This is a genomic window from Paraburkholderia dioscoreae, from assembly GCF_902459535.1.
Lineage (GTDB): Bacteria > Pseudomonadota > Gammaproteobacteria > Burkholderiales > Burkholderiaceae > Paraburkholderia > Paraburkholderia dioscoreae.
Genome location: NZ_LR699557.1, coordinates 26,152 through 50,505 on the forward strand (window position 1 = coordinate 26,152; position 24,354 = coordinate 50,505).

Below are 24,354 nucleotides of genomic sequence, written 5' to 3' on the forward strand. Positions count from 1 at the left end.
CGTTAAAAAACTCGTCGTAGGTCATAGTCGTTGTTACGAAACCCCCGGATTTCGAGGATTTCGGAGACATGGCGCATCTCGCCCGTGCGTTTGAAATGCACCACATAGTTGAAACAGTCAGCGATGTTTTTGCGCATGTCGTCCAGTTCCCAGCGGGAACCGGGCGGGATACCAAGCATCGCAAGGCTTTCGAGGCGGCTCAGGGCCGTGCGGCCGTTATTGGCGTGAAGCGAGGCAAGGCCACCGTCGTGGCCAGTATTGAGCGCCTGGAGCAGGTCGTAGCCCTCTCCCCCGCGGACTTCGCCAACGATGATGCGGTCGGGACGAAACCGCAGGCACAGCGCAACAAGAAGTTGTGTAGTGACGTTCGTATCGGCGTTGGACAACAGGCGGACGCGGTTTGGAACCTGAACCTTCAGTTCCATCGTGTCCTCGATCGTAATCACCCGCTGATCTTCGGGGATCACGCCAACCATCGCGTTGAGAAACGTCGTCTTGCCCGCCGAGGTGCCGCCGGCGACGAGAACGTTTTTACGCGACTGCACCAGCGCCTTGAGTGCGCGCATGAGCGCCTCGTCCTGGATGCCTTCCTCGAAGCTGATTGCTTCCGCCTCTTCCGGGCGCGCATTTGCCGCAGAGAACGCGCCCATGCTCACGTAGTCCTCGAGCGTCAATTTCGTCTCGCGGTGCTTGCGGATGCTCAGCGCGTGCCCGTCGATGGCGGTGGGGTTCATCACGGCCGCGATACGCAGATTCTTGTGGCCCGCGTTGATGATTCCCTTGTCGCTGCCGGCGTGCGCCGACTTGTCTACCGAAGACGCGAGCGAATGGATTGCCCCTTCCAGATGCTCGGGCCGCAAATCCACGTTCACGCGCGACATCACACCCCGGTGCTCGATCCATACGTTGCGGTGATCATTGACCATAATTTCCGCGAGGTCGGGCGCATCGAGCAGTCCTTTGAGTGGGTTCAGCGCCTCAAAAAACATCGCGACGGCCTCCGCCTTCAGCGGTTGAAGCTTCAGTAACGGGTTGTCGTCAACGTCGTGCATGCGAGGCTTTGTGGGCGGTCTAACATGCGACTATTGTTCTCGCTGGCCCCGCTGGACAGGCTTCAAAAGAGCCACAAAATCACACGGCTTTCCCGGTGTGCGCGAATCGCAACCCGTCATGCTCTGGTCGTGGTGATAGCTCCGGATCTGGTTGCGCATAGCCCTTCGCGACGGCGCCGTATAACGCGTTACGGGTCTATCCGAAGAAAGACCCCAAAAAAGGCATACCTTTCCGCCGCACGGTGACTGACTTTCGCGACTCCTGCGGCGCAGTGGACGAAAAAAAACCCGGCGCGAGGCCGGGTTGGGTTAACGAAGATTTCGATGCAGTCAGCAGATGACCTCGACGGTTTCGCCGAATGGCGCCCGCCGTGCCCGCGTGAGCGGTGTGGTCGACGCCCACAGCACCGGGTAATGCGGCGCCGACGCTGGAAACGAGCCAACCATGTCCGTCAGGTAGACGAGAAACGCCGGATTCAGACCATCGGCCGCCACGCGGTTAAACGGATCGGTGAATGCCGTTCCGCCTCCACCGCACACAGGCTTGATCTCGGGCGAGTCGCCCCGCTCGAACACCTGCACCTGTGTGACCCGCGTATCGCAGTCCATCACGATCAACCGGGCGGGCTTGAGCGTGTGAAACACCGACAGGATCTCTGCATCGAACTGTGCCTGCGTCTCGTCAAACACCGAGCCGCTGGAGTCCCGCACGAAAACCGCATCGCCAACTGCCGGCGTATGCAGCGAGGGCAGATAGAACCCAAGATGCAGATACCGGCGGTTCGGCGTGGCGAAGCTGTAGTCGGTCGGCGATGACTGCTGCGCGAAGCGGTGAAGCACCGCGCGCCAGTCAACGACCGGCCGCACCGCCTCGCCGGCCATTGCCTGAAGGTCGCCGGGCAGCTTGCCGCGCATCTGCGCAGCCTTGGCGGCCTGCACGACGGCAACTTTCCACTCGGCCTCCTTCACAGGTTTGTCAGTCCCCGAGTACTGGCGGACCTCTCCGCACGATGAACCAGCAGACGGCTCTGGATCACCCTGGCCGTCACCTGGCTGCGGGCGTGGGCCGCCACCTTTTCCGTCCGGCCCTGACGACTGGCCATCCGGTTCAGGTTGCTGCTGCGGTTTCGACTGCTGATCGGATTCAGGCTGCTGATCAGGTTTGGGATGTTTCTGCTTTGCCTCCTGCGTCAGCGCGCCATAAATCTCTTCAACCGACTTTCCAGCGAAGCGTGCGTCGTTCAGCGCGCCCCTTGGCAACACAAAATCCGACGAACGGAGAATCGGAGTGATGGCGTATTGGCTCGAGTCGCTCCACCGACCGGCTTCTCGCGCGCCCTGACGCCAGCAATGACCGTTGGCCACCTGCATGACTTTCAGCGCCAGCACGCCCCGCAGTTCAAGGTCGCTCAACTTATCGACATATTCGGGGTTATAGCCCAACGATTCCCCGTCTACCCAGCATTCCTTCGTCGACCTGTCTTCAACCATTTTCAGGCGCAATGCGAGCGACCCGAAAAACGGTTGTGACAGAACGAGCTCAGTTCGCTGTTTGGCAATGCGCGGATGGACCGCGCCATTGCCAGCTACCGTCACGGTGCGATCCATGAGCACCCCCTTAAGCAACGAGGCGCAGCTGCGCGCTGTGGTCGGCGGGCTCGATCTCCGTTTCCGGCGTGATACCCATGAAAGCAGCCATCAGCCCCTCGATCTCCTGTGCCTTGCTGGCCACCTGGGACCGCAGGACATTCGACTCCTTCAGATCCGCACCCGTATGAACGGCGAGATGAGTCTTCGCCTGATCAAGGATGTGCGTGAGCTTCGGATCGTTGGAGAAGTTGAGCTTCGGCAGCAACGCGCACAGGTCGCGCACGTTGTTGGCCACGTCCAGACGCACGTTGCCCGTCGCATACAGGCGCGACGCCATCTGCGAAACGGCCGTATACATCCGTTCGACGAGATCCTCGTTCGCGGTCGCGATCGACGCCAGCACGTGCTCATCGAGTTCGCTTTTCAGCGTCGTCAGCACGTCCGCAGGGAGGTCCACGCCGAACTGGCTGGCATCCGGAAAGGGCAACACCGCCATCTTCACGCCAAACTTGGTCGACAGTTCCGCGAGGGTCGGATAGTCCGCCTCGTTGAACAGGCCGTTCAGTTCCGCGCGAGCGCGCTCCTTCAGGTCCAGGTAGTCGGTGAGGAATACGGATACCGCCAGATCGAACTCGTCTTTCAACGAGCGCATCTTGTCGGCGAATTCCATGTAAATCATCGTCGGCAGCAGGCGCACCCCGAGCTGGTCGTACTTCAACGAGTGATCGTAGAAGTATTTCCGGATGCGGCCGGCAATCGTTACCACCTCCTGGAAACTCGGAGAGTTTTCGGGCAGCAGGCGTTTGTTAAATCTGCCGATGCCCTTTGCATGATGCTTGTTCTCGACTTCTTCGGTGGCCTTGCCGTCGAATCGACGGGCAACCCACGTGGAGATCGTGACCGAGCAGAGCATGACTTTCGACTGGATGTTGGTGTTCATGAGAAAACTCCGTATAGAAAATGAATGGATGAGACGAAAAAAATGGCCCCGCGTGTCCTCGCGGACACGGCAGAGCCATGAGTGATGAAGCTGAGAAAAAAGTGGAATGGAGCGGCGGATCAGTCGCCCTTGATGATTGCGCCGATCTCGCCGCCCTGCGCCCGGATAAAGGCGTAAGAGTTGGCGATTTCCGGCGTGCGCTCCAATGCGTCACGCACGAGTAGCGCCGCGAATTCACGATGCCCCGCTTCGATCATGCGTTCCGTATAGGTCACGACACGATCGAAGTTGGCTTCCGTCGCGCGTGCAGCTAGAGCGGTTGCGATGGCGTAAAGCGTCGACGGCGTCTGAGGGATCATCGCCTTATCCGGCGTAGCCAGAAGCGCATCGGGGTTCGGCAGTTCCCGGTAGATCTGCAGGAAGCTGACGAGCTCTGTTGCAGCGCCTTCGCCCACCGATCCCGCATGCGAGATGTGCTCCAGGTGTTTCGGCACCACGCCCATCGTCTTCGCGATGAAACCCCAGCTACGGGGACTCGGCATGTTTTCGATATCGCGTGACGTCTTCTGCACCGAAAGCAGGTCCGGACGGAATCGCAGAAAAGCGATAAGTTCGGGCGGCACGTTGTTTCGCACAGCCCACTTCGTCCAGCCGTCGATCGTCGCTTCCAGCTCGACCACCGTTGCGAAGCGCGAAATGACGGGATCAAGAATCCCCGTCACGCCCGCGTTATCGGTCCGGCGGTTGGTCGCCGCAAGAAACGTCACGTGCGGCGGCAAGACGTGTTCGCCGATACGGCGGGCGAGCAGAAGTTGCATCTTGGCGGCCTGAACGGCGGGCGAGGCCTGCCCCAGATCGTCCAGAAACCAGATGAGCGGACGTCTCGCCTTCATCGCGCGTTCGAGATCACCGAACGGCAGGAACTTCGCGTTCAAGCCGTCTGGCGCCGGAAACGGCAACCCTTTCGAGTCCGTCGGATCTTCAACCACGGGATGGCTGATGAGCAGATCGTGATCGGTTGCGTGCGCGACCTGCTCGACGATATCGCTCTTTCCGATACCCGGACGACCGGTGATGAGTACCGGCAGACGCTTCGGGACGTACAGCGAGAGCAGTTCGGTCAGTTGTGCGGGCGTAACTTTCATGATGGCTTTCCAGAAAAGAGAAAGCCCCGAAAGGACTACGCCCTTGGGGACGTGGTCCCTGTGGGGCGAGGAGAAAAATGCCGACGTGTCGGCGAGGTCGATGCGTCAATGACGCAGGAGATGACACCCAGTGTAGGGAGCGAAGCGCGCGTGCAATGCCCGAATGGTCGCGTTTTCATATGGGCTTACGCCCTAAGCGTCGCGGGCAGGACGAAAAAAAAAACCCGGCGCGAGGCCGGGTTGTCGGAAAGGACTGATTCGAGCAGATCAGGCGTGGTGAGCCACCTGCGTCCGGGCGAACACCGCCGGATGCACGCTGGCGGCCGCACGCGTCGCCTGATGGAGCTCGATGACACGTTGGCGGGCCTGCGGTGAGCCCGCCGATTCCCACTCTGCCTGACAGGCTTCGTCATAGCCTGCCAAGGCAAAGATGGCGCGCCGACGGGTAGCAGCGCGCACACCGAGCAGCTTGATACCGAACACTTCACGCACCGTCTGCTTGGCGACGCGATTGCGATCGTCAGGGCAGTCCATGATCTGCAGCAGGTAATGCACATCGCCGCTGTCGATCGCGTTCGACATCTCATTGCCCAGCATGAACGTTTCCCGCCCATGCTCGAGAAGTGCAATCTGCGTCTGCTGATCGACCGTACGTTGAGACATCCGCCCGGCCGCACGCTCCTTTTTCAGGCGGGCGATTGATGTGTCGCGCCGCTTGTCCGCCATGTTCTGCCGGTACACCTCAGCCAACTTTGAGACAGGCGTTCCGAGCGGCTGGGGCGTCGCATACCGGTCAGGCAGGTTGTACGCCTGAACGAGACCGTGATGGAACAGCAGATCGTCGACCTCCTCAAACGTCGGGGAGTTCGGCGCCAGCCGCATGACCATCGCGAGCAGCGCGGCATTCGCCGAACTGATTCCGCCCTTTTCATGACGCATTACACTCACGAGCACGCGAACCTTGTGCGGCGACATCGCCCCACGCAATTCCGGCACGTCGACCAGCACCCTGCCCCAGCTCATGTCAGTCGTGAACCGGTCCGGCAGCTGGCGATACTCCTCCAGCACCGCCTCGGGCACAGCCCAGCCTTCCGCGAGCGCGTAAGCGACGTGGACTTCGTGCCGCCCGTTTCGATCCCGCGTGCGCCCGTACTCGGGCCCCGCATAGCGAAAACCGAATCGCCGCTCGCATTCCTGTTGCAAAAGTTCATGGAGGTCGAGGCGACCCCGGCTATTGGCCGCGGCCTCGATCTGCTCGGACGAAAAGATCAGTCTGGGCGTGGACGTGAGGTCGAACGCGTCGTAGAGCAGCTTCCAGTGCGAACGCCGGATTTGCCATGCAGCCTGCAGAACGCCGTTCGGTCGGAAGTACGCGCCGTCGATTTCGTCGACCAACGAGAGAAAAACGTCTCGGGCGGTGCCCGGGCGCCGCACCGTGAGCGTGCCATTGTGACGCAGGACCTGAACGGCCTGGCCGCTATGCTTCAGAACGATGTCCGAAGACTCGAGTGCAAGGAGGCGAGCATCGGTTCGGAAGACTGCCAGTACTTCGAGCAGAGTGGCGAAAGGGAGAGTAAGACCAGCGAAGGAGAGTTGATACACGATTGCTCCGGAAAAAACGAAGCGGGCAATCGTTCCCTGTCGGGGCCGAGTGCCCGCAGAGGGATGAATTGACAAATGCGTCTTACGACGCTGAAAAAAACGGGTTACGCGACGTCGATCGAACGGGCAATGAAACGGGCCAGTTGCCAGGCCTGATCGGGGACAAACACCTTCGCGCGCAACAGCGGCATCACCGCATAGCCTCGGCCCACCGCATCCGGTATTTCGGTACGGGAAATCCAGTCGACATGAACGATCCAGCCTTCGGATCTGCCAATGGCAACGGAGACAGCCACGCGGTTCCAGACGCTGTCCGCAGGCCACACCCTGTCCATGCGCGCGCCGTTTGTCGCTTCGTCGGCATCGTCCAGCATGTTTGCGGTTACGAGCCATTCCGGCTCAAGCTCTGTGCTGCGCAATACCTTGCAGAGCATCGAGCAGACCTCTCCGACAGTCTTGCCTTCGACGTCCAGACGGTCACCGCACGGCAACGCATCAGCACGTGCGCCGGCGATCGCGCCCGCAACGGCTCCGTTGCCGGTCGCCAAGGCAACCGGCTGCTGATATCCCACGGGCTTTACAAATGCATGGTTCATTTTTTATCTCGGAAAAAGAAAACGCGCCCGAAGGCGCGTTAAATGGTTGAAGAAGACGAAAAAAAACCGCACCAGAAGGTGCGGCTATATCTGTTTTGACGCGGCCTCAGGCCATGTCGTCAATCACGTTTGCCCCAGGCGCGCTCATGGTCGCGCTTGATGCCGTTGTTGTTCGTCCAGAGAAAGAACGCTGCAATGGACACGCCCACAACGAGAGTAATGATGTTTGCAACCATTTCATTCTCCTTTCATTCCGATGAAACCAACATACCACAATAGTATCGCAATAACGGCCAGAATCGCCGTGCCTGCACCCGTCGTGAAGTCCAGCTTGGACGCCGCATGGACATAGCCCACCAGACCGCCCACAGATGCGGCCGACAGCGTATGAAGGAAGCGAGCGTTTTGCTGTCGCTGGTCCTTCGTTGGGTTCAACAGCTGCTCGAAGCCCGACTTACGCCCGCTGGGCTTGCCGATCTTCCGCAGTCCGCTCGAATCTTCCGAAACCGACAAAGTGGCACCGTCGTGTTCCAACACGAACGACGGGGAACATTCAGTCGCGTCCATCGCTTGCAATAACGTCTGCAAACGTGGAGGGAGATGTACCTGTCCCGTTTCCGGGTCAAGCGTCACCCTGTCCGTAATCGTCGTGCCGCACGAGTACTCGACTTTCACCTTTGCGAGTTTCATCGCCGACCTCCGGAAGTGGTGTCGATACCACCCGCCAAGCGAAGCCCGTCGAGGAACGACTGATAGCCACGCGTCGTCTCGATCTGATCGAGCGGCACGTAGTTTTCACCGCCACCGGTAAGGTCCGAACGGCCGCGGCGCGTGCGAAAGCTCAGTGCAACCGGCTTTTGGCAAGGCCGGTCCAGCACGTCGACAAACAGCGTCTCAGTGCGCAACGAAACACGCCCCGGAAGATTCCGGCGCGACGGTTCGACAACGATTTCGTGGGAACGCAGACGCAGGTCTTGCGCCACGCGACGAAGCACGCGCGTGGCCTGCTGCTGGAGAGCAGCGGTTGCGCCGGCGCCAGCGGCCCGGCGATCCGCGTAGAAAAGCTTGGGAAATTTCATGATGAACCTCGAATAGACGAGGCGACTCCCTTGCGGGGAGTTGCCCCGCAAGGGAAGCGCGCCGGTCAGAGCGCGCAGACGATCAGTGGGTAATCCGGTAACCGGACCCGCTGGAAACCAGATAAACGTGTTCGCCGGGTGCGAACTGCTGGTCGTCCACCTGCGTCACCACAACGGTTTGCCCGTTGGCTCGACGCAGAAAGACTTCGACGCCGCTGTGACGCGACATCGCAGCGCTGACATGCTGCGAAATGAATCCTGCAGCAGCACCTGAGAGCGCACCCGAGATGTAACGACCGCGCCCGTTCCCGATGATCTGGGAGCCGAGAAACGCGCTCGCCGCAGAGCTCACGATCGAAGTCAGGCCGGAGGAATCCGAACTCGACTCGATGGTGACCTGACGGACCCGGATGATGGTTGCCTGTTCCATCTGTCCGAGGTGCTGGACGTCGTATCGCTGATACGTATTCGGCGAGCCGAAATCCGCACTGGCGCAAGCGGTGAGAAGCGAAAGCAGGGCGATGCTGATCAGAAGTTTGAACATGGTTGCCTCAACGAAAGAAAGGGGCGACCACCCGCCAGGGAGGTTGCCCTGACGGGGAAGGAATTTAGTGTGCGAGACGAACGCGCGGCTCGCCCGTGTGGACAGTTACCCACTTTCCGTTCACAAGAACGTCGCGCATGAGCGTGCCGTTCAAAACGTAGGTATGGGTGCTGCCGACTCGGGGCGAGCAGGGTCGAACCGAAAGGGTTACCGCTTCGGTGCGGATACGAAGATTTCGAACAGCGGACATGACGTTCCTCGTTGAAAAAATGACGAGAAACGCCCTGTGGGGACGTTCCCCACAGGGTTAAAAAAAATAGTTGCGTTACGCGGCTAGCGCCTGATGCCGATATCGGCTTCGGCCACGAGCGAGATACTTACGAAGCAAGGCGCGTGAGGTAGTGCAGATCCACGCGACCGCTCTTGACGAGCTCGCGCTCAGCATCGAAAGCGAAGTCGTGGTCGAATTTGACCGTGGCCGTTCCATCGCTCCAGAGGGACAGAATCGTCCCACTGAATTGACGGATCGGCAGCTTCGAGACGGCCTGAGCGAAAACACGCTGTTTCTCGCGAAAGCCCCACTTTTCCTGAACTCTATGCGGATCGGCCGAAACTGCCAGAACACCTGCGAGTTCTTCGGAAACGATAATTTGCTGCGACATGGTGTGGCTCCTTCGAAGGGGAGCCAGTCCCATTGGGAGGAGGCTCCCGGATGGGTACATGGAATGTGACGGACCAGAAGGTCCGCCTTGTAGCTACAGCGTGCAACAAACGATGGGACAGCCCATCGGGAAAAAGGAAAAGGCCGACGCGAACGCCAGCCTTTCAGTGATCCATTCAACGAGTGAATGGCTGGAGAGAAAAAATGGACGGTCGGTCCTTTGGAGGATCGTCCGTAGGTCGATGCGCAGCAGCGCAGCGAATGAACAAAGTGATGGCGGATTACAACGAAAACGGCACGTTGCTAACCGATGCAATGGCGGTAGCAAGAGCTACGACGCCAACCAGAAACGTGAGCATCTTCCAGGCTTCAGCGTCCTGCCGGGTGTACCAGGCGAGGCTGCTGAAAGCATGTTTGAGCGTAGAGGACATGGACAACTCCTGAAAAAATTCGGGAGCTACCCTGATGGGGGGCTCCCATCGGGAAAATCGGGATAGGGGCAGGCCTCGCGGCCCGACCCCTCCCACACCACCGTGCGTACGGGTCCGTACACGGCGGTTCGGATCGGTTGATCGGCTATACCGGGCCGACCGACGGAAGACCCAGCGAACGGAAGTAACGATTCGACAGCGCCTTGTTCAGTGCCGGGCTATTGCTGAGGTGCCAGACACCGTGCGGCGAACCGGCCGTTTGTGCGGCAAGGTTCCGGCTCACGCCCCGCGCGACTAGCTCCCGGAATCGGGTCCGGCCACGCTTCCACTGCTTCCAGAAGAAACAGCGCAGGCGGCGTCGAATCCATTCATCCAGTTGCTTGAGCACGCTGGGCGTTTCACAGAAACCAAAGTAGCCACGCCAGCCCGTCAGATATCGCTTCAGCGTACCGATCATCCGGTCGACGCTGTTCCCGCGCGTGCGTTGGGTCAGTTCCCGGATGCGTTCCTTGAAGCGGGCCAGAGCCTTCGGCGCGATACGCCGCTTAGCCCGTGCCTGCGGGGTGAACGAGAACCCGAGAAACTTCCGCGTGTGTGGTCGTGCGACGGCGCTCTTCGCCTCATTGACCTTCAACTTCAGCTTGCCGGTGAGGAAGGCCTTCACCCCCACCATCACCCGCTGACCGGCGCGTTCGCTGCGTACGTAGACGTTACAGTCATCGGCGTACCTCACGAAGCGCAGCCCGCGTCGCCCGAGCTCCCGGTCAAGATCGTCGAGCATCAGATTGGATAACAACGGTGACAGGGGACCACCCTGCGGCGTCCCTTCGTCCGTTGCCCCAACCAGCCCGTGTTCCATCACGCCCGCCGTCAAGAAGGAACGGATCAGCTTCAGGACACGTCTGTCGCTGACCCGTTTTGCCACCCGACTCATCAGGATGTCGTGGCTCACGCGATCGAAGAATTTCTCGAGATCCAGATCTACCACCCATCGATACCCCGACTGGATGTAGCCTTGCGCCTTCGCCACTGCCTGATGCGCCGAGCGTCCCGGACGGAAACCGTAGCTGGCTTCCGAGAACGTCGGGTCCCACTGCCTTTGCAACACCTGCAAGACCGCCTGCTGGACGAATCGATCAAGCGCACAAGGGATGCCGAGCTTGCGCACGCCACCTCCATCCGGCTTGGGTATCTCGACACATCTCACAGGTTGAGGCTTGTATGTGCCGTTCAGCAGCGTGTCCCGTATCGACGGCCACTGCTCCCGCAGAAGCGCCGGTAGTGCCTGGACCGTCACGCCGTCCACGCCCGATGCTCCCTTGTTCGCTTTCACGCGCTTCAACGCCCGCTTCAGGTTCTCCCTTTCGCAGACTTCTTCCATCAGTCGGTCACACGCCGACGGGCTTTCAGACTCGGGGTTCGCCGCCATAGGTTCAGCCCCTCGGTCAGCAGCCCTTGGGGCTTCACCCCTGCCTCCGCTGTCGAGGACGCGATGCGTTTTCTGCTGCGCTCCCATGTCGAGTTCTCCGGCTTACTCGCCGCTCCTTTCCGTTTGGGCCTTCAGGCGTCGCCGCCCTAATATGCCCGCTGCTGACTCCTGCACGGCGATCAACGTCCCTTGCGGTCCGTTCAGTCCTGATTCCAGGACACCGCGCAGGCCTCCCGAGGTAAGCACAACCGCCTTCACCACACACCTGCCAGATTTACCACCCCAGCCCTTGATGGTTGCGGACTTCGCGATCATTTGCTCGCTCGTCCGGCCGGGTAGGCCTCATATCTGGTTTCTGTTCGTCAAGTCGTGGCTTTGCTACACGCTTCCTTCAGACCCCGCCTCGCGACGACGCCCTTGCGTTTCGCTAGTCCTTCGCCCCATCAGGCTGGACAGGGGACTTGCACCCCCAAGCTGTTGCGCATGCTCGGCGCACAAAGGAAAAGGCTGACGCGAACGTCAGCCTTTCGATAATCCATTCACCGAGTGAATGGCTGGAGAGAAAAATTGGACGGACCTGGAAAGGAACGTCTGGAGGTCGATGCGCAGTAGCGCAGGGAATGAAGCCAGTTTATCGGCACAGGGCACCGGCCACGCCCGCAATGCTCCAGATTTCCACCCGTCTCTCCCTAGCCGCGTCCCACAACGGGCGAAAAAAAAGGCCAGCCGGTAAGGGCTGGCCTGAAGAGTTCGTCTTTCCGAGGGTGGTCGTTACGAACAAGAGAGAGACTTCATTGTATCGACGTGCCCGAGCGCCAATCCTCCGAAAAGACGCCTCATTAGGGGCCGATTCGCTATCACCGCGATCGTCTGCGGCGATGCCTTGACTTTGCGCTGCAACTGCGAAGATGAATCAACACGATTACTTCCGCTTCGCGCCATGTCCCTTCAGATCATCGACCTCTCGTCGCTCCTCGAGCGCCTCACCAGTCCGGCCACCCGTGTCCACCGAACCATCGCCAGCACCGCAGAAGTGAACGCGCTTCTCGATGGCGATGCCGTTGTCGCCGCTCGCTACGACTCGTTGCTCGCCGCTCGAGCGACCGCGGGTGCTACGCAAAGCGAGCCCGAAACGCCGGCTCAGAAGGCTTTTGTGTTCTGAGCACCATGCGGCGGTATTCGCCGCTTTCCTATTTATCCCCAACCAACTGCAAAGGCACCTTCCCATGCGCAACGACGCTACCTCTTCACTCCTCGTCCTGTTTGTTTTGGCCATCATTGGCGGCCTGTTCTGGATCTCGCGGACTCTCGGAGCCAGCTTCTCATCCGTGTGCACAGCGACGGTCCCGATCCTGTTCTCGGCGGTCATTCTTTTCGCTGCTTGGCGGTTTCTGGACGACTTCGCCCTGCCCCTCCTCGCCGGCTTCTTCGTCATCGCATGGCCGTCAACCTGGCCGGTGCTCGACAGCATCGCTAGCGGAGGTCGCGACACGGAAGACTTCTTCCGGCCAATGGGTGATCCGCTCATCAACAGTGACTGGGTGAAATGGGGCGTCGAAGGGCTTCTCGTTGGACTGCTCGCGGCCGCCATCTATGCGCGTCGCCGTCGGCGCTACTGGTAAAAAGAACGCCGCCCCTTTCGGAGCGGCGCTTGTCGTCAGCAATTAACCCAGTTCAAGAATCATCTGGGCGAGATCAGTGTATGGCACCTCCTGGACCGGCTGCGTAGACGCTGCGTCTTGCGGCAAAGTCCAGGTCACCTGCTGGCTGCGCAGGTTGCACAGCTTGTACATCGCTGAGCCGCGCGGCTCGGCAGGCACATCGCCAAACCGGAAGCTGAACCGCTCAGGCGCACGTCCCTCGCCGTCTGCACGGCCAAGATAGCCGGCGAGTTCATCGGCGACCCGCGCGCAATAATCCTCTACGCCTTCGGGCTGCCGTGTGACGTTAATCACCGTCTCGCCAGGCAACGGGCCAGCGTTCGTCAGCAGCTGCCGATACGCCGGAATCGCACCCTTCGCAAAACCGGGCGCCTCCATCTCTATCGGATAGGCAACGTCAGTGATGAAGCTACCAATCGCCGAATACTGCCAGCCACCGTTATCCCACGGTTGCTCGTCGAATGACAAAAGCCGGTTCTCATCGTCGATCTTGTAGCATCGGACCGCCGGCATCCGATCCATCGCCGACGAATCGCGAGACGGCAGCTTGAGGTCCCCGGCGACGGGCACACTTGAGCAGTCGTGCTCGCTCAGCACTCGCCACGCGCTGAGCGCTCCGCTTTCGCCATAAATGGTTTCCAGCAGCGAAGCGTCGCCGTGCAGCGAGAGTTCCGCCTGCCCTCCAACCACCTCGTCCACGCGTTCAGCAAACCCCGCAGCGCTCAGGCTGCTGCGAACGTCCTCGATCGACGCTTCTGGAATCGCCGCCCGGAAGGACTTCGAAACCTCCAGTCGGATCTTCTGCTCAGGAAGCCGGAAGGGCTTCGTTAGCAACGATCGCCAGGTGCCTATGTAGTTCTCTGGCTTGATGTAGCCAGCACGGCTTTGCAGCATGCCGCCTTCGCACGACGAGGCGTGTCTGAACACCCTTCGCATCACGTCGGCATATCGCCCGAAGGCAATCGCTGACCAGTGGTCGATGTGGGGATAGCAGTTCTTCTCGTATGTCCGCTCGAACAGCGCGAACATCCATTCGCCATCTGTCGTTTGAAAGGCCCCCGCCTTCTTGCCAGTCAGTACAGTTGCACCCATTCTGAAGCTCCGATATGTAGATGCGGAGCAGCCCCCAACGGGCTGCGACCCGCTGAGGGAAAAAGGAAAAAGCCGCTACGAAGAGCGGCAAGAAAATGGTCTGACTACGACCGGGATATCCGAGGCATCAGGGCAGTCATGACCAGATGCCTGACGCACAGCAGAACGACGCCGTACATCACGAGTGTCAGCAGGCCAGCGAGCCAGCCTAGACCGCCGAAACCCGCCAGCGCGCCGCAAACGAAACAGACCTTCACCGCAACACCAGCCAGCAGCCAGTCTGCAAGGCGCCGCCCACGCGAAGCTACGGCATCGAGGAACGCATTGCGGCGTTTCTCAGTCGCAAGCGACGCTGCGAACAGCAACGCAGCGACGGCGAGCACCATGAGCAGCCGCTTCCCGACTTCGGGACCGACCAGCGCTTCGTGACAGAGAACGGCCCGTGCGACCGACTGGAGCACCGGCACGACACCGTAGTGATTGGCCGCATACGAAACAGCGGCTCCAGCCGCCGCGGACTGGGCCCAACGAATGAACATCTTGCCGACCGGGGTCGACGGTTTTTGTGGGGTCATTGAGACTCCTCCAGTTTGAGATAGGGAATTCGATGCCCCGCCGAAGCGGGACATCAGAGAGGTATAGAGCCGCTCCTTAAACAGGTGCGACTCAGACAGAGACCTTGCCTTTCGCAGGCTTTCTGGTCTTTTTCACAGGCGGTTTTGGCGCATCATAGCCAAAGCGCGCCCATGCCGCCGGGTCGATGGGAATCGGGTTCGTTCGCCCCGTTGCGAGGTTCACGAATACGCCCGAGAAGTTGAGGCCACCGTTGCGAAACAGTGACCACAACAGATTGAACGCCTGCACAGAGATCGCCTGATTGATGACCAGCGACTGCTTGCGCAGTGCATCGGCCATCGAGCAGGACGGCGCATCGTCGCCCTTGTCATTCTTCGGATTCAGCAGGTCGGGAAACAGGTCGCCCACATGGGGCAACCTGTCATGCCGTGCCTTGCCGAATTCACCGAGAATCACCTGACCACGATCCGTCTCGTTGCCGCAGTCGAGGTAATAGCGAACCTTGCCGCGCTTGGCCGCCTGCGCAATCGCGTGACGCGCACGCCGCGAATCGACGCAACCAATCACCATGTCCGCGTACAGATTCAGCTTCGAATCGACGCGTCGCGGCTCGGCCGTCCAGTTCGTGCCCATCAGCAGGTTCAGGCGATTGACCAGCAACGTCGCCTTGTACTGGCCGACGTCGTTGGGATAAAAGCCCTGTCTGCCAACGTTGAACTCGCTGACCGTGTCGTCGTCATAGACCACGCATTCGATCCCGCCCGGGTGCCCGAGTTCGATCATTGCGTGATGCAGCCGCGCAAGCGAAGGAAGCAAGGCACTGCCAGTACCGCCAGCGCCCACAACCACCACCTTCCAGGGCCCACTCAGCATGTGCTGCGGAGTCGTATGTAGAAGCGTCATACGACCTCCGCAGCCAACGTAGCCAACGCTGCCTTCCAGCGCTCAGGTACAGCGCTCTGGACTTCGAAGCGCCCCTTCACGCACAACCGCAGCGCGACGGACGGCACCTGATGGCAGTGACCGAGCACCAGCGCCAGCTTTACATCGTGCTGATCGTCGCGATCGTCGGTCGGCGAGAAGTACGCCCTGCCGCGGCCATGCGAATGACAGTCAACCACCAGCCATTCGCCGGCCTGCAGCTCCGGACGTTCGTATTGAAGGTGCACCGGCCTGTGCGACAACGAAGGGAGCGGAAGCAGCCGGAAAGCGCCAGTCGACGCGTTCCAGGTTATCCACGCCCCTACCTCGTTGGGCAAAGCTGCACGAGCCATGCGGGCGAATCCGGCAACCAGTTCCGCCGGCACCGCGCCGCAGCGGACTTCTGTCGCATCGGCCGCCTTGCCGTAGGGCACGGGCGTGCGCCAGCTGAACGAGCCTAGACGCCTCACCAGCCTTATCCACGGGCGGTCGATTTCGATAAACACACCATTGGACGCAATCAGCAGCCGTTCGCCCGGTGCGGACATCGGGACAACCGGTTCGCGCGTTGGCACCATAACGGACGGGAAAGAGCCTTGAAGCACCTGATCGACTGGATTCATTCCTGACCTCCAATCTGTCCGGCGACGAGCTTGCCCGCCGTCGCGCCTTTCATCGGCACCAGCACACCGAGTGGGAATGCCTCGAAGCCGCCGTCCAGCATGTCTTTCCAGAACGCGTAGAAGCCGTTCTTGTACTCGACACGCTTGCTGCCGTGGTTGGGGTGCGTGAAGGCCGAAGTAAAAAAGCCCTCTTCCCATCCAGCGATCGCCGCGACCTCAATGCGACGCGGGACGTTGGCCGAACCGATGCAAATCTTGCCCCTGTCCCACGTGTTGAAGTACGGAGGCTCAAAAAGCGGTGTGGATGGTTCAGGTCTGCTGTCGCCTTTCAGCGCGAAGACACTGAAGCCATTGGTGCTGGCCTGAAAGACCAGTCCCGGATGAGGCACGATCGCACTGCGCTCACCCAGCTCCTCACACTTGAAAAACACGCGTCGCGGAGCCGGCGGGCACCACCACGTCACTGCCGCCGACGTCACCCCAAGCACAGTCGCGGGGAGAAAATCGGCTTTGGGCGCGGCATTGCGATCCAGCTGCATCAGTGCATCGATCAGGGCCTTCCGATCGAGCGGCCGACCGGCACCGATAATCGGGCGCCCGGTTTCGCGTTCCGCAGCGACAGGATGCACCGTTGCATAGTGCGAACCATTCTGAGCGGTATAAAGCAGCAGGGCTGACGACAACGCAACGTCGTGACCCGTCTGGCCAATCGAAACATTTTTCATTGGAAAACTCCTAGTTAGGATCCACCACCAGCGCCAGAAGGCGATCGAGGTGATGAAGCATGCGCAAGCCAAGGCTCCATCGCGTGTACTGCTCGCGGATGCCCTGTCGTGTGTTGGAAAAAGTGATGAAGCGGCTGTACTCGGTCGCTTCGCCCGCCTGGAATGCGTTCTCCATGTGGTCGTCAAGCAATTCGCCTGTTCGCTCGTTGTGCGCGAGGAGCAGCGTGCAGCCCGAATAGATCGGTTGCGCGTCATAGCCATCAGAAAGGCACCCGGACTTGCCTGCCTTGCGTAACAGGTGCTTCAGGGCGAGCAGTTCCACGCACACCCTTGCCACCATCGCAGGAGACGCCTTGCGCAACTCCCGCAACTCGTTATCCGAAAGCGTTGGAGACCGTGAGCGGCGTCCCTCGACTTTTGCGGGAGCGCGGATTTCGTCAGGACAGAGTAGCGGCCGAAGTACGGACGGGAGATACCGATCAATAACGTCGGAGTCGTCGCCATTCATCTCCTGCAGCCACTCACGCACGTCCTCATCGGTCGCGCTTTCGTCGCCCTCCCAGTGCATGCATGACGCCTCGCAAAGGAACCAGCCGGGCGTACGAATCAACACTGTCTTGCCGGACACGCGATCGACCGTTTCGAAGATCGTGTGCAGCAGCAGTGGATGAGCGCGTCGGAGCGGTTCGGCAAGATCGCCGACCTGGTGCACCCATTCGTCGGAGCACTTCACGCCGAGATGCAATGGCGTGCGTGGCTTGAACTCATCGTGGTCGTACTGATGCTGAATGGCATCGGTCACCGCGTTGGTGTCACACAGATCCAGTCCGAACGACATGTGACGAAGCGGCGCTGGCAGTTGCCGACGCGCCCACGCAAAGAAAGCCTGCTGGAACGCGTCGACCGGACTGACAGGTGCCTCTACGTCAGCCGCGAGAAGCGGCCCGTGCCTGAACTGCTCAAGCACGACCGCATCAACCGACGTGTCCTCGCGCCATTTCAGCGATGCGCGCACAGGAACGTCTTCAGCAACATCCGGCAGCGTCAGAACACAATCGGCAGATCGATGTCGGGCAACGGCAGCGACTGGCGGTTGCCAGGACGCACCGGCGCCCGCATCGACCGGTCGATCAGTGAATGAAGGATCGAACAGCATTGGCGAACCTCGTCGTCATATAAAAAAACCGCCCTTCCGGGCGGTTCCTGGTTGAACCCGTTGGCCGGGTCGGCTAGAGCCTTGAGAAGCGTCTGCTTACGCATACGAACCCTTGGCGCCTGCCGCGCGGACAAACTTGTAGGTTGCGACATCGCCCGCGAATTCGGGCCCATCGACGGACGCAGTCGTCAGCTCGGGATACTGCGCCGAGTAGAGATCGCGAACGTCCTCGGGCGAAAACGCCGGGCCGGGATCGGCAAAGGCAACACCGTTGTACGAGAACTGGCGAACGAGCGCGGTGATCGAAATCGACATGACCCTGCCTCCTTAAAAGAGCGAAGCGAGGTCGGTGCCGCTCGAAGCAGGCTCAGCAGGCGCCGGAGCGTCCCCTTTGCCTTCGTTCGCGGCGACCGGTGCGTCCGACTCCGACGATTCACTGTCGTCATCCTCAGCGTCCTCGTCTGGTGACGCTTTCGCCGCGGCTGGCGAACTTCTGCCAGCCTTGCCCGAGAGAGCTTTGGTCGCTTTCGTGACCTGGGCCTTCTGCGCTTCACCGAGGATCGCCGTCGTTGCGGCCACCTGTTCGGCCAGCGACGCATGAGCGCCGGTGTACGTCGCCAGATGCTCGGCAAAGCCGGCATCCAGTTCCGCCGCCGTCGCGGTCATGACGAGCGGCTGACGCAACGCCGTGTCTTTCGCCTCGCCTTCCGGCATGACGACCACGACCATCGCATCACCCTTCATCTTCATGGCCAGCTTCAGCCCACCGCACGACTTCAACAGCGCTTCAAGTTCAACGAACATAAAAACTCCGCAAATAAAAAAGGACCGCCCGCAGGCAGTCCAAAAGAGAAATGAAGCAGACGGGAAAGTCCGCTTCGGTCGATGCGCCAGAAGGCGCGTTAATACTTGAGAACCTTCGGAATCTTCCCGGTGTAGTCGAAGCCCTTGACGTTGAGCAGCGCATCGATGACTTCCGCCTTCGATTTGCTGAACACTTTCTTGAACTCGTCGCCGAGCGCGGCACGGATGCCAAGCTCGTCGGCCACCACCATCATTTCCGACTTCGTGATCAGCTCTAGAAACTCCTTGCAGAGCTTCCAGTGCTGGTTGAGGTCGAGTCGATGATGACGGCACAGACTCGTCAGATGGTGAACGTCCAGACCCTGAATCGCAGCGACCGTGACGCCGGTGAGAGCAAGCGCGAACTTGTCGCCGTCGGCGGCGGCCACGGACGTTGCGGCCTTGGCCACATCCGACACCGCGATCTTTTCTTCGGTCAGCTTTTCCCAGATACCCTTCATGGTCGAGTCATCGACACAGCGGGCCTGTCCGGCGAGAGCGATTGAGACGAGGTATCGCTGGGCTAGCGCAGCATTCTGGCCAACCTCGCGACGCAGGGCTTTACGCCACAGCGCCACGCGATACGTCTTGATGCGATCCGATTCGGCAACGACCGTCGCCGGCGGATTACCCGTCGTCGACGGTGCGGTGCCGGAGGCTTTGGCTGCAGCCTTCGCCGTGCCAGTGCCATCGGCCTTCGCTTCAGACTTCGGCGCGACAGCAGGTTTTTCAGCCTGCAGGCGCTTGGCCACCATCTTCATGTTACAGACGGTGTCGAAGCACTGGCCCTTGTAGACCTTGCCGACTGAGTCCGGAAGGCCGCTCACCGCCGCGCCGTAGTTCTGGCACGCGTGGCAGGCTTTCGCCTGTTCCTCGCCGACGCCCTTTGCACCCTCCACAGCAAGCTGTATGCGGGTGTGGTTGTCGCCCGCGCGCACGATGCGCACGACGGGGAAGTCATCGCGAAGGCCGGTGGCCACCACCTCAAGCTGTTTCTCCGTTTTCTCGTTGAAACAGGTACGGTTCGTACAGTTGCCTGTGGCAATGGACTCGCCGAACATCTCGCCTTGTGTTGACGAGTTGTGGGGGCAGCTGACGCAGTCGGTTTTGTCGAAGATCGCAGCAGACAACGAACAGGCGACCTGTTCGATCGTCTTCTTCACTTCGGCGACCGACTTGCCTTCCTTGACGATGACGGGAAGCAGCTTGTCCTGTGTTTCTTTGGGAAGCGCGGCTAGAAGCTCTGCGTGACCCAGAAGGATTTGCCGGGTGTTGAGCGCCTCTAGAACCGCAGCACTGCAGTTCATGAGCGCCAGGCGCTTGTCGAGCGTGGCACGCGACCATCCGAAGATGCGCGCGACCTCGTCGCGATCGCCCTTGCACAGCCCGACCTGCTCGGCTGCTGCAATGGCTTCCTCGGCAGGCGACATATCCGCGCGCTGAATGTTTTCGATGATCGCAAGCTGCTTCGCTTCGACTTCATCGATCTCCTTCACGACGACAGGTATCTCGTAATCCTCGCCATGCGCCGTCATGGCAGCTCTGTATCTGCGGCCACCGGCGACAAGAGCGAATCCGCCATCAGCAAGCGTGCGAACGATGACAGGCTGGATGACGCCCTTCTCACGGACCGAAGCCGTCAGCTCTTCCATTTCCGCCGCATCGAAGTAGGTGCGGGGATTGGCAGCGATGGTGATCTGTTTGAGGGCAAGAGTAGGTTGCTGTTGCATTGTGGGTCTCCGGAGAGGGAACCCAGCCCCGCCGGGAGTGAGCTCCCGAAGGGTTGAACAACAATAGACCGGTCAAAGCCGGCGAGTCGATGCGTCAGGGACGCGGGTGATAACGCAAAGATACCGCCGCGCCAACGGCCATTCGAGGCGCAAAGCTCGCGTAAACGCAGTGCCTTTCCGGTAAACGAAACAGGCCAGCGCATTTCGCGGACGAAAAAAAAACCCGGCACGAAGCCGGGTTTGATCAGGGTACCGAGCGCGACGCCTTATCGGCGCCGCTCTCATCTCATTGCAGCGCAACCGCCGCCAGCTTCAGCGGTCGCGACAGAAGGGTCGTAACCGCGCCGGCCAGCGTCCATTCGCCGAACTGCTGCTCATGGCTTGCATGCACCAGCCGGTCCAGACAGAACACCTGGACGCCGTCGGCTTCGACGGTGCCAAGAATGTTCGCCTGTAGCGCGCGGTTCGAGCCCTCGCGCTTGACCGTCACGACACCGTCTCCCACCAACACCGACACCTTGGATTCCTTCATGCAGCCTCCTTCAACAGTTTGCGCATGTCGCCGCTCTCGCGATCGGCGTTCAATGCGAGGTCATGAACAAAACGGTCCAGCAGCGAATCCATGTGCAGGAACGTTTCGTCTTCAAGCTCGGGCGTCGCCCAGTCCAGTCCTGCCTGTGTTGCATCACGCTTGTGCGCAACCATCTGGTCTTGGTACTCGTCGATGCTGCCGGGCAAGTGGAAATACAGCACCTTCAAGGTTCCCTTCCGGTTCCAGCGCAGCGCGCGCCGCATCGCCTGATACTCGATGCGCCACGTCCACGACCTGTCGTAGAAGAGAATGTAGTCGGCGTTCGGCAGGTTGTAGCCCGCACGCCCCGACGCCTTTGTCGCCAGAAGCCCCGTAGCCAGTCCTGTCAGGAACCGCTTGTCCTTGTCGGACACGCGGCGCTTGATCGGTATCTCGCCATGAAACGCCACCGACTGCACACCGTGCGATTCGAGCTCCCGTGCGAGAAGATCAAGCACGCCCGGGTTTTCCGCAAACACGATCGCCTGCTTTCCCTCGGCCGCAATCTCCCGCATGCGTGAGATCACCGCGCGCTGTTTGCTCGTCAGGCCGCGAATGCGATCGACGCCTTCCATCCCGTACTGCGGAAAGTTGGCGGCGAAATGCACTGCACGAATACGCGCAAGGATGGTGATGAGGTTGCATGCCTTACGGTCATCCCGCGACGAGCAATACCAGTCTGCGAATTCGTCGGCCGCTCGCAGGTAGGTGGCCAGATGGCCACGGTCCCAGTCCACGGTCTCAACTTCGAATTCCGGCGGGTCGATCTGGATGTACTTCGCGACTTCCGGCTCTGCCACCAGCCGCCGCTTGATATGCGGCGCAAGCATCGCGCGGTAGCCGTGCAGGTTCCCGATCTTTGGCACCTCACGCTTCGCCCCTTCCTGCAGGCTCTCCGCGAACTGCCACGTGACCCACTCCAGCACCACGAAGTCATCCCGAAACCGGTCCACACCGCGCATCGCATACTGGACGGTATTGATCCAGTTTTCCTCCAGATAGCCCAGCCGGTAACCGTATGGCTGCGCTGCGGTGCCATCACCACCAGAGAACGCGATCAGCCCGAAAGCGTCACGCGGATAGTTGGGGATCGGCGAGCCGGTGAGCACATAACGGCGTCGCGCCGAAAGCTGCCAGAGCGCGCGGCTCTGGTCGCTCGTCGGATTGGCCAGCCGCTCGCCTTCGTCGGCAACCAGCAGACCAATGCGCCGCCGCAAACGGTGCGCATACGTCACGCGCTTCGACGCCCCCTTGTCGACCGGCATACGCAAGCGCTCATAGGAGATCAGGTTGAACCGTCGCAGATCATTCAGGTCCGCCGCACAACCGATGACTTTCACGTCATCCGCATTGAGCGGCAGCATCGCGATCTCCTTCATCATCTCGTCAATCAGACGCGACTCAACGACGATGAGTCCATGCCTGACCTTCGCGACGAGAATGAGCGCAATCGCGAGGCGCGACTTGCCGCAACCCTGCTCCCACGCGATCACGCAACCCGACGGCTTCATCAGCGTTTCGACAAGATCCTCGGTCTGAAACTCCCAGTTCAGCCAGCGATCAACGCCCAGCGCCCGAACTCTGGCGCGGAGCGCCGCGGCCTGCTGTGGAAATTTGACCGCGAGCCCTTCGTGCACCACTTCCCACCCTTCAGCGACGTTATCGACCGCAAACCGCGCGTTCAACTCATCGACCGACAGATGATAGGTAGCGCCCTTCACGGCATAGCGGTATCGGCCATCGTCTTCGCGCGTGAAGCTGACCGGCTCACCCGCCATCACGAGCGGACTGGCCCAGCGCGACAAGTCGATCTTGTGGGTCTCCCGCGCCTTTCCCGTAACAACATCCGCCGAGCCGGCGCCGGTCGTCCACGCGACATGCCTGAGCGGTGTCGCCTGACGCTCGCTGCGTCTTGAACGACGCTCAAGGTGCTCAAGGAAGCCTGGCGCGAACTGCGGTTCACCACCGACGCTACGGATGCGGTCGAGCAGCTTGCCGAGCGCGCCGCGCGGATCGCCCTGCATCAGATACGTCTCGATGTCGAGCAGCCCCTGACCGTCGTAACGAAAGCCGCGTGGCAGCCGATGGCCGTCGCGCGAGTAGATGCGCTCAACGAAGACACTGTTGAGCACCATCGCCTCGTTGAAGCCGCAGGCGAAGCCCAGACGGACGCGCCGGCCGTCATGCGAGATGACGACAGACTTGTTGCCCGTCACAGGCCGCGTGATGGCCGGAACGCTGTCATCGAGCTTCTGGAAGCGCAGTCGCGGTTCGCCAAAGCTTCGATCCTCGTGGTGCAAACCGAGGTCGGGCCCCGGTAGCGCGAGGTTTTCGATTTTCGTTCTCACGAAGTCCGAAGGCCTCGACCGGTAACGGTCGAACACCACGACAGCCGTCCGTACGTTTGCTCCTTCCGATCTGAACGCATCGGGTGGCAACTCGAACAGGCCCGCTGCGCGGCGTTGCGCCGAGTCGCCCAGTCCTCCGGCCAATACAGCTTCTGCCGTAGTGATCGGGAGTAAGGCAACGACGATATTGGCCGCGTCCAATGCCTGATGTACCGCGTACTCGTGACTGAGCGCACTTGTGTTAGCACCGTATCTGCCCCAGCTAGTGCACGAAAAGGGCTTCAGGTGCGGCGACTCCAGGTGCACCGAGAACGGCGGGTTGATGATCGCGATGTCGAAGTTCGTCGGCTGGATGTCCTCCATGCCCGCGTGTCTGAATTCGCAGTCGAAACCCGCTTCTTCGAACACCTTCTGACACTGCGTAATCACGTCCGCATGCACGTCGACGCCATACACGGCGTAACGCTCCGGGTCGGCATACTGAAACAGCCTTCCCGAGCCCACCGAGTTATCGAGCAGACGGATACGCCGACCCAGCCGCCAGCCGCTGACGAAACTCCACATGAACGCGGCGATCGCGTCGGGCGTGAAAAACTGCCCGAGGTGCTGACGACGTGCTGCGGCCAGTTCGCCCTGATGAGCCACCGGAGCCGCTTGGGACCCGAGGCTCAGCAACGAGCGCAAAGGCTCGTACCAGTCCGGCGCAAAAGAAAACAGATCTCTCTGCATGATTGCATCCATAAAAGAAAAGGCCCGCGTGAAGCGGGCCAAAGAAAAAGCGCCGGACGTATCCGGCGGGTTGGAAACTACAGTTGATAGAACTTGCGAACGGCTCGTCGACGGGCGGCAAACGGCTGCCCGCCTGTCACATGGAGCGGGGCCTGCAGCACGACATGACGCAACGCCGCAGCGCGAAACATCGGGGAATAGCACTCACGCGCGCGCACGATGGTGATGAGATTGTCGAGAGACAACGCGTACGTCCTGGCGACGTAGCGGGAGAACAGATAGATGCGTTGACGAGACATGGTGGCCCCCG

26 protein-coding genes are annotated in these 24,354 nt (G+C 60.7%); 2 read left to right on the forward strand and 24 right to left on the reverse strand.

Annotated elements, in window-relative coordinates; genetic code table 11:
* Positions 1-2: 2 nt before the first annotated feature.
* From PDMSB3_RS37390 to ltrA, 12 genes are all read right to left on the reverse strand, one after another.
* Positions 3-1,052 carry a CpaF family protein gene (locus tag PDMSB3_RS37390; RefSeq protein WP_165190341.1) on the reverse strand — a complete coding sequence of 350 codons (1,050 nt, stop codon included), beginning with the start codon at positions 1,050-1,052 and terminating at the stop codon, positions 3-5.
* Positions 1,053-1,382: 330 nt separating this feature from the next.
* Complete coding sequence (locus tag PDMSB3_RS37395; RefSeq protein ID WP_165190343.1) at positions 1,383-2,660, reverse strand: vWA domain-containing protein; 1,278 nt, start codon at positions 2,658-2,660, stop codon at positions 1,383-1,385.
* 10 nt (positions 2,661-2,670) lie between these two features.
* The gene (locus PDMSB3_RS37400) at positions 2,671-3,582 is read right to left on the reverse strand and encodes a hypothetical protein (protein ID WP_086916698.1); all 912 of its coding nucleotides are present in this window, start codon (positions 3,580-3,582) and stop codon (positions 2,671-2,673) included.
* 119 nt (positions 3,583-3,701) lie between these two features.
* Complete coding sequence (locus PDMSB3_RS37405; protein ID WP_165190345.1) at positions 3,702-4,727, reverse strand: P-loop NTPase family protein; 1,026 nt, start codon at positions 4,725-4,727, stop codon at positions 3,702-3,704.
* Positions 4,728-4,994: 267 nt separating this feature from the next.
* Positions 4,995-6,329 carry a hypothetical protein gene (locus PDMSB3_RS37410; protein ID WP_165190347.1) on the reverse strand — a complete coding sequence of 445 codons (1,335 nt, stop codon included), beginning with the start codon at positions 6,327-6,329 and terminating at the stop codon, positions 4,995-4,997.
* 104 nt (positions 6,330-6,433) lie between these two features.
* Positions 6,434-6,877 carry a hypothetical protein gene (locus PDMSB3_RS37415; protein ID WP_232064490.1) on the reverse strand — a complete coding sequence of 148 codons (444 nt, stop codon included), beginning with the start codon at positions 6,875-6,877 and terminating at the stop codon, positions 6,434-6,436.
* 285 nt (positions 6,878-7,162) lie between these two features.
* On the reverse strand, positions 7,163-7,615 hold the full coding sequence (locus PDMSB3_RS37420; RefSeq protein WP_165190349.1) for a hypothetical protein: 453 nt from the start codon (positions 7,613-7,615) through the stop codon (positions 7,163-7,165).
* Positions 7,612-8,004 (reverse strand): hypothetical protein, encoded by a 393-nt coding sequence (locus tag PDMSB3_RS37425; RefSeq protein WP_197740332.1) that lies wholly within the window; start codon positions 8,002-8,004, stop codon positions 7,612-7,614. Before PDMSB3_RS37425 ends, PDMSB3_RS37420 begins: the two co-directional genes overlap by 4 nt.
* An 82-nt stretch (positions 8,005-8,086) precedes the next feature.
* Positions 8,087-8,548: an outer membrane lipoprotein gene (locus tag PDMSB3_RS37430; protein ID WP_165190351.1), complete on the reverse strand. Its 462-nt coding sequence runs from the start codon at positions 8,546-8,548 to the stop codon at positions 8,087-8,089.
* Between the two features lie 377 nt (positions 8,549-8,925).
* Positions 8,926-9,210, reverse strand: a complete 285-nt coding sequence (locus PDMSB3_RS37435) for a hypothetical protein (protein WP_165190353.1) — start codon at positions 9,208-9,210, stop codon at positions 8,926-8,928.
* 280 nt (positions 9,211-9,490) lie between these two features.
* Positions 9,491-9,640 (reverse strand): hypothetical protein, encoded by a 150-nt coding sequence (locus tag PDMSB3_RS37440; protein ID WP_165190355.1) that lies wholly within the window; start codon positions 9,638-9,640, stop codon positions 9,491-9,493.
* Positions 9,641-9,785: 145 nt separating this feature from the next.
* Positions 9,786-11,156 carry a group II intron reverse transcriptase/maturase gene (gene ltrA, locus PDMSB3_RS37445; protein ID WP_165190357.1) on the reverse strand — a complete coding sequence of 457 codons (1,371 nt, stop codon included), beginning with the start codon at positions 11,154-11,156 and terminating at the stop codon, positions 9,786-9,788.
* 853 nt (positions 11,157-12,009) lie between these two features.
* Here ltrA and PDMSB3_RS37450 point away from each other — a divergent pair.
* Both PDMSB3_RS37450 and PDMSB3_RS37455 read left to right on the forward strand, forming a co-directional pair.
* Entirely contained in the window at positions 12,010-12,231 is a 222-nt protein-coding gene (locus tag PDMSB3_RS37450; RefSeq protein WP_165190359.1) for a hypothetical protein, read from the forward strand.
* Between the two features lie 64 nt (positions 12,232-12,295).
* Positions 12,296-12,691 carry a hypothetical protein gene (locus PDMSB3_RS37455; RefSeq protein ID WP_165190361.1) on the forward strand — a complete coding sequence of 132 codons (396 nt, stop codon included), beginning with the start codon at positions 12,296-12,298 and terminating at the stop codon, positions 12,689-12,691.
* A gap of 42 nt (positions 12,692-12,733) precedes the next feature.
* Here PDMSB3_RS37455 and PDMSB3_RS37460 read toward each other — a convergent pair whose 3' ends face one another.
* The 12 genes from PDMSB3_RS37460 to PDMSB3_RS37515 all read right to left on the reverse strand — a co-directional run bounded on the left by PDMSB3_RS37460 (position 12,734) and on the right by PDMSB3_RS37515 (position 24,343).
* Complete coding sequence (locus PDMSB3_RS37460) at positions 12,734-13,822, reverse strand: hypothetical protein (RefSeq protein ID WP_165190363.1); 1,089 nt, start codon at positions 13,820-13,822, stop codon at positions 12,734-12,736.
* Positions 13,823-13,926: 104 nt separating this feature from the next.
* Positions 13,927-14,397: a hypothetical protein gene (locus PDMSB3_RS37465; protein WP_165190365.1), complete on the reverse strand. Its 471-nt coding sequence runs from the start codon at positions 14,395-14,397 to the stop codon at positions 13,927-13,929.
* A 91-nt stretch (positions 14,398-14,488) separates the two neighbouring features.
* Positions 14,489-15,301 (reverse strand): PRTRC system ThiF family protein, encoded by an 813-nt coding sequence (locus tag PDMSB3_RS37470; protein ID WP_165190367.1) that lies wholly within the window; start codon positions 15,299-15,301, stop codon positions 14,489-14,491.
* Positions 15,298-15,942 carry a PRTRC system protein A gene (locus PDMSB3_RS37475; protein WP_165190369.1) on the reverse strand — a complete coding sequence of 215 codons (645 nt, stop codon included), beginning with the start codon at positions 15,940-15,942 and terminating at the stop codon, positions 15,298-15,300. Before PDMSB3_RS37475 ends, PDMSB3_RS37470 begins: the two co-directional genes overlap by 4 nt.
* Entirely contained in the window at positions 15,939-16,667 is a 729-nt protein-coding gene (locus tag PDMSB3_RS37480) for a PRTRC system protein B (RefSeq protein WP_165190371.1), read from the reverse strand. Before PDMSB3_RS37480 ends, PDMSB3_RS37475 begins: the two co-directional genes overlap by 4 nt.
* Before the next feature lie 10 nt (positions 16,668-16,677).
* On the reverse strand, positions 16,678-17,823 hold the full coding sequence (locus PDMSB3_RS37485) for a PRTRC system protein F (protein WP_165190373.1): 1,146 nt from the start codon (positions 17,821-17,823) through the stop codon (positions 16,678-16,680).
* A 96-nt stretch (positions 17,824-17,919) separates the two neighbouring features.
* Positions 17,920-18,138: a PRTRC system protein C gene (locus PDMSB3_RS37490; RefSeq protein WP_128584721.1), complete on the reverse strand. Its 219-nt coding sequence runs from the start codon at positions 18,136-18,138 to the stop codon at positions 17,920-17,922.
* Positions 18,139-18,150: 12 nt separating this feature from the next.
* Positions 18,151-18,627, reverse strand: a complete 477-nt coding sequence (locus tag PDMSB3_RS37495) for a PRTRC system protein E (RefSeq protein WP_128584720.1) — start codon at positions 18,625-18,627, stop codon at positions 18,151-18,153.
* Between the two features lie 98 nt (positions 18,628-18,725).
* On the reverse strand, positions 18,726-20,396 hold the full coding sequence (locus PDMSB3_RS37500; protein ID WP_165190375.1) for a PRTRC system ParB family protein: 1,671 nt from the start codon (positions 20,394-20,396) through the stop codon (positions 18,726-18,728).
* A gap of 286 nt (positions 20,397-20,682) precedes the next feature.
* A complete protein-coding gene (locus tag PDMSB3_RS37505; protein WP_165190377.1) occupies positions 20,683-20,928 on the reverse strand; it encodes a hypothetical protein in 246 nt (81 codons plus the stop codon).
* The gene (locus tag PDMSB3_RS37510; RefSeq protein ID WP_165190379.1) at positions 20,925-24,044 is read right to left on the reverse strand and encodes an SNF2-related protein; all 3,120 of its coding nucleotides are present in this window, start codon (positions 24,042-24,044) and stop codon (positions 20,925-20,927) included. Before PDMSB3_RS37510 ends, PDMSB3_RS37505 begins: the two co-directional genes overlap by 4 nt.
* Positions 24,045-24,121: 77 nt before the next feature.
* Positions 24,122-24,343: a hypothetical protein gene (locus PDMSB3_RS37515; RefSeq protein ID WP_088176886.1), complete on the reverse strand. Its 222-nt coding sequence runs from the start codon at positions 24,341-24,343 to the stop codon at positions 24,122-24,124.
* Positions 24,344-24,354 lie beyond the last annotated feature (11 nt).

Coding starts and splice junctions, on each gene's coding strand:
- PDMSB3_RS37425 (WP_197740332.1), bottom strand. CDS start 8,004: ATGAAATTTCCCAAGCTTTTCTACGCGGATCGCCGGGCCGCTGGCGCC.
- PDMSB3_RS37490 (WP_128584721.1), bottom strand. CDS start 18,138: ATGTCGATTTCGATCACCGCGCTCGTTCGCCAGTTCTCGTACAACGGT.
- PDMSB3_RS37390 (WP_165190341.1), bottom strand. CDS start 1,052: ATGCACGACGTTGACGACAACCCGTTACTGAAGCTTCAACCGCTGAAG.
- ltrA (WP_165190357.1), bottom strand. CDS start 11,156: ATGGGAGCGCAGCAGAAAACGCATCGCGTCCTCGACAGCGGAGGCAGG.
- PDMSB3_RS37450 (WP_165190359.1), top strand. CDS start 12,010: ATGTCCCTTCAGATCATCGACCTCTCGTCGCTCCTCGAGCGCCTCACC.
- PDMSB3_RS37420 (WP_165190349.1), bottom strand. CDS start 7,615: ATGAAACTCGCAAAGGTGAAAGTCGAGTACTCGTGCGGCACGACGATT.
- PDMSB3_RS37400 (WP_086916698.1), bottom strand. CDS start 3,582: ATGAACACCAACATCCAGTCGAAAGTCATGCTCTGCTCGGTCACGATC.
- PDMSB3_RS37500 (WP_165190375.1), bottom strand. CDS start 20,396: ATGCAACAGCAACCTACTCTTGCCCTCAAACAGATCACCATCGCTGCC.
- PDMSB3_RS37440 (WP_165190355.1), bottom strand. CDS start 9,640: ATGTCCTCTACGCTCAAACATGCTTTCAGCAGCCTCGCCTGGTACACC.
- PDMSB3_RS37435 (WP_165190353.1), bottom strand. CDS start 9,210: ATGTCGCAGCAAATTATCGTTTCCGAAGAACTCGCAGGTGTTCTGGCA.
- PDMSB3_RS37495 (WP_128584720.1), bottom strand. CDS start 18,627: ATGTTCGTTGAACTTGAAGCGCTGTTGAAGTCGTGCGGTGGGCTGAAG.
- PDMSB3_RS37465 (WP_165190365.1), bottom strand. CDS start 14,397: ATGACCCCACAAAAACCGTCGACCCCGGTCGGCAAGATGTTCATTCGT.
- PDMSB3_RS37455 (WP_165190361.1), top strand. CDS start 12,296: ATGCGCAACGACGCTACCTCTTCACTCCTCGTCCTGTTTGTTTTGGCC.
- PDMSB3_RS37510 (WP_165190379.1), bottom strand. CDS start 24,044: ATGCAGAGAGATCTGTTTTCTTTTGCGCCGGACTGGTACGAGCCTTTG.
- PDMSB3_RS37395 (WP_165190343.1), bottom strand. CDS start 2,660: ATGGATCGCACCGTGACGGTAGCTGGCAATGGCGCGGTCCATCCGCGC.
- PDMSB3_RS37480 (WP_165190371.1), bottom strand. CDS start 16,667: ATGAAAAATGTTTCGATTGGCCAGACGGGTCACGACGTTGCGTTGTCG.
- PDMSB3_RS37460 (WP_165190363.1), bottom strand. CDS start 13,822: ATGGGTGCAACTGTACTGACTGGCAAGAAGGCGGGGGCCTTTCAAACG.
- PDMSB3_RS37470 (WP_165190367.1), bottom strand. CDS start 15,301: ATGACGCTTCTACATACGACTCCGCAGCACATGCTGAGTGGGCCCTGG.
- PDMSB3_RS37405 (WP_165190345.1), bottom strand. CDS start 4,727: ATGAAAGTTACGCCCGCACAACTGACCGAACTGCTCTCGCTGTACGTC.
- PDMSB3_RS37430 (WP_165190351.1), bottom strand. CDS start 8,548: ATGTTCAAACTTCTGATCAGCATCGCCCTGCTTTCGCTTCTCACCGCT.
- PDMSB3_RS37475 (WP_165190369.1), bottom strand. CDS start 15,942: ATGAATCCAGTCGATCAGGTGCTTCAAGGCTCTTTCCCGTCCGTTATG.
- PDMSB3_RS37515 (WP_088176886.1), bottom strand. CDS start 24,343: ATGTCTCGTCAACGCATCTATCTGTTCTCCCGCTACGTCGCCAGGACG.
- PDMSB3_RS37505 (WP_165190377.1), bottom strand. CDS start 20,928: ATGAAGGAATCCAAGGTGTCGGTGTTGGTGGGAGACGGTGTCGTGACG.
- PDMSB3_RS37485 (WP_165190373.1), bottom strand. CDS start 17,823: ATGCTGTTCGATCCTTCATTCACTGATCGACCGGTCGATGCGGGCGCC.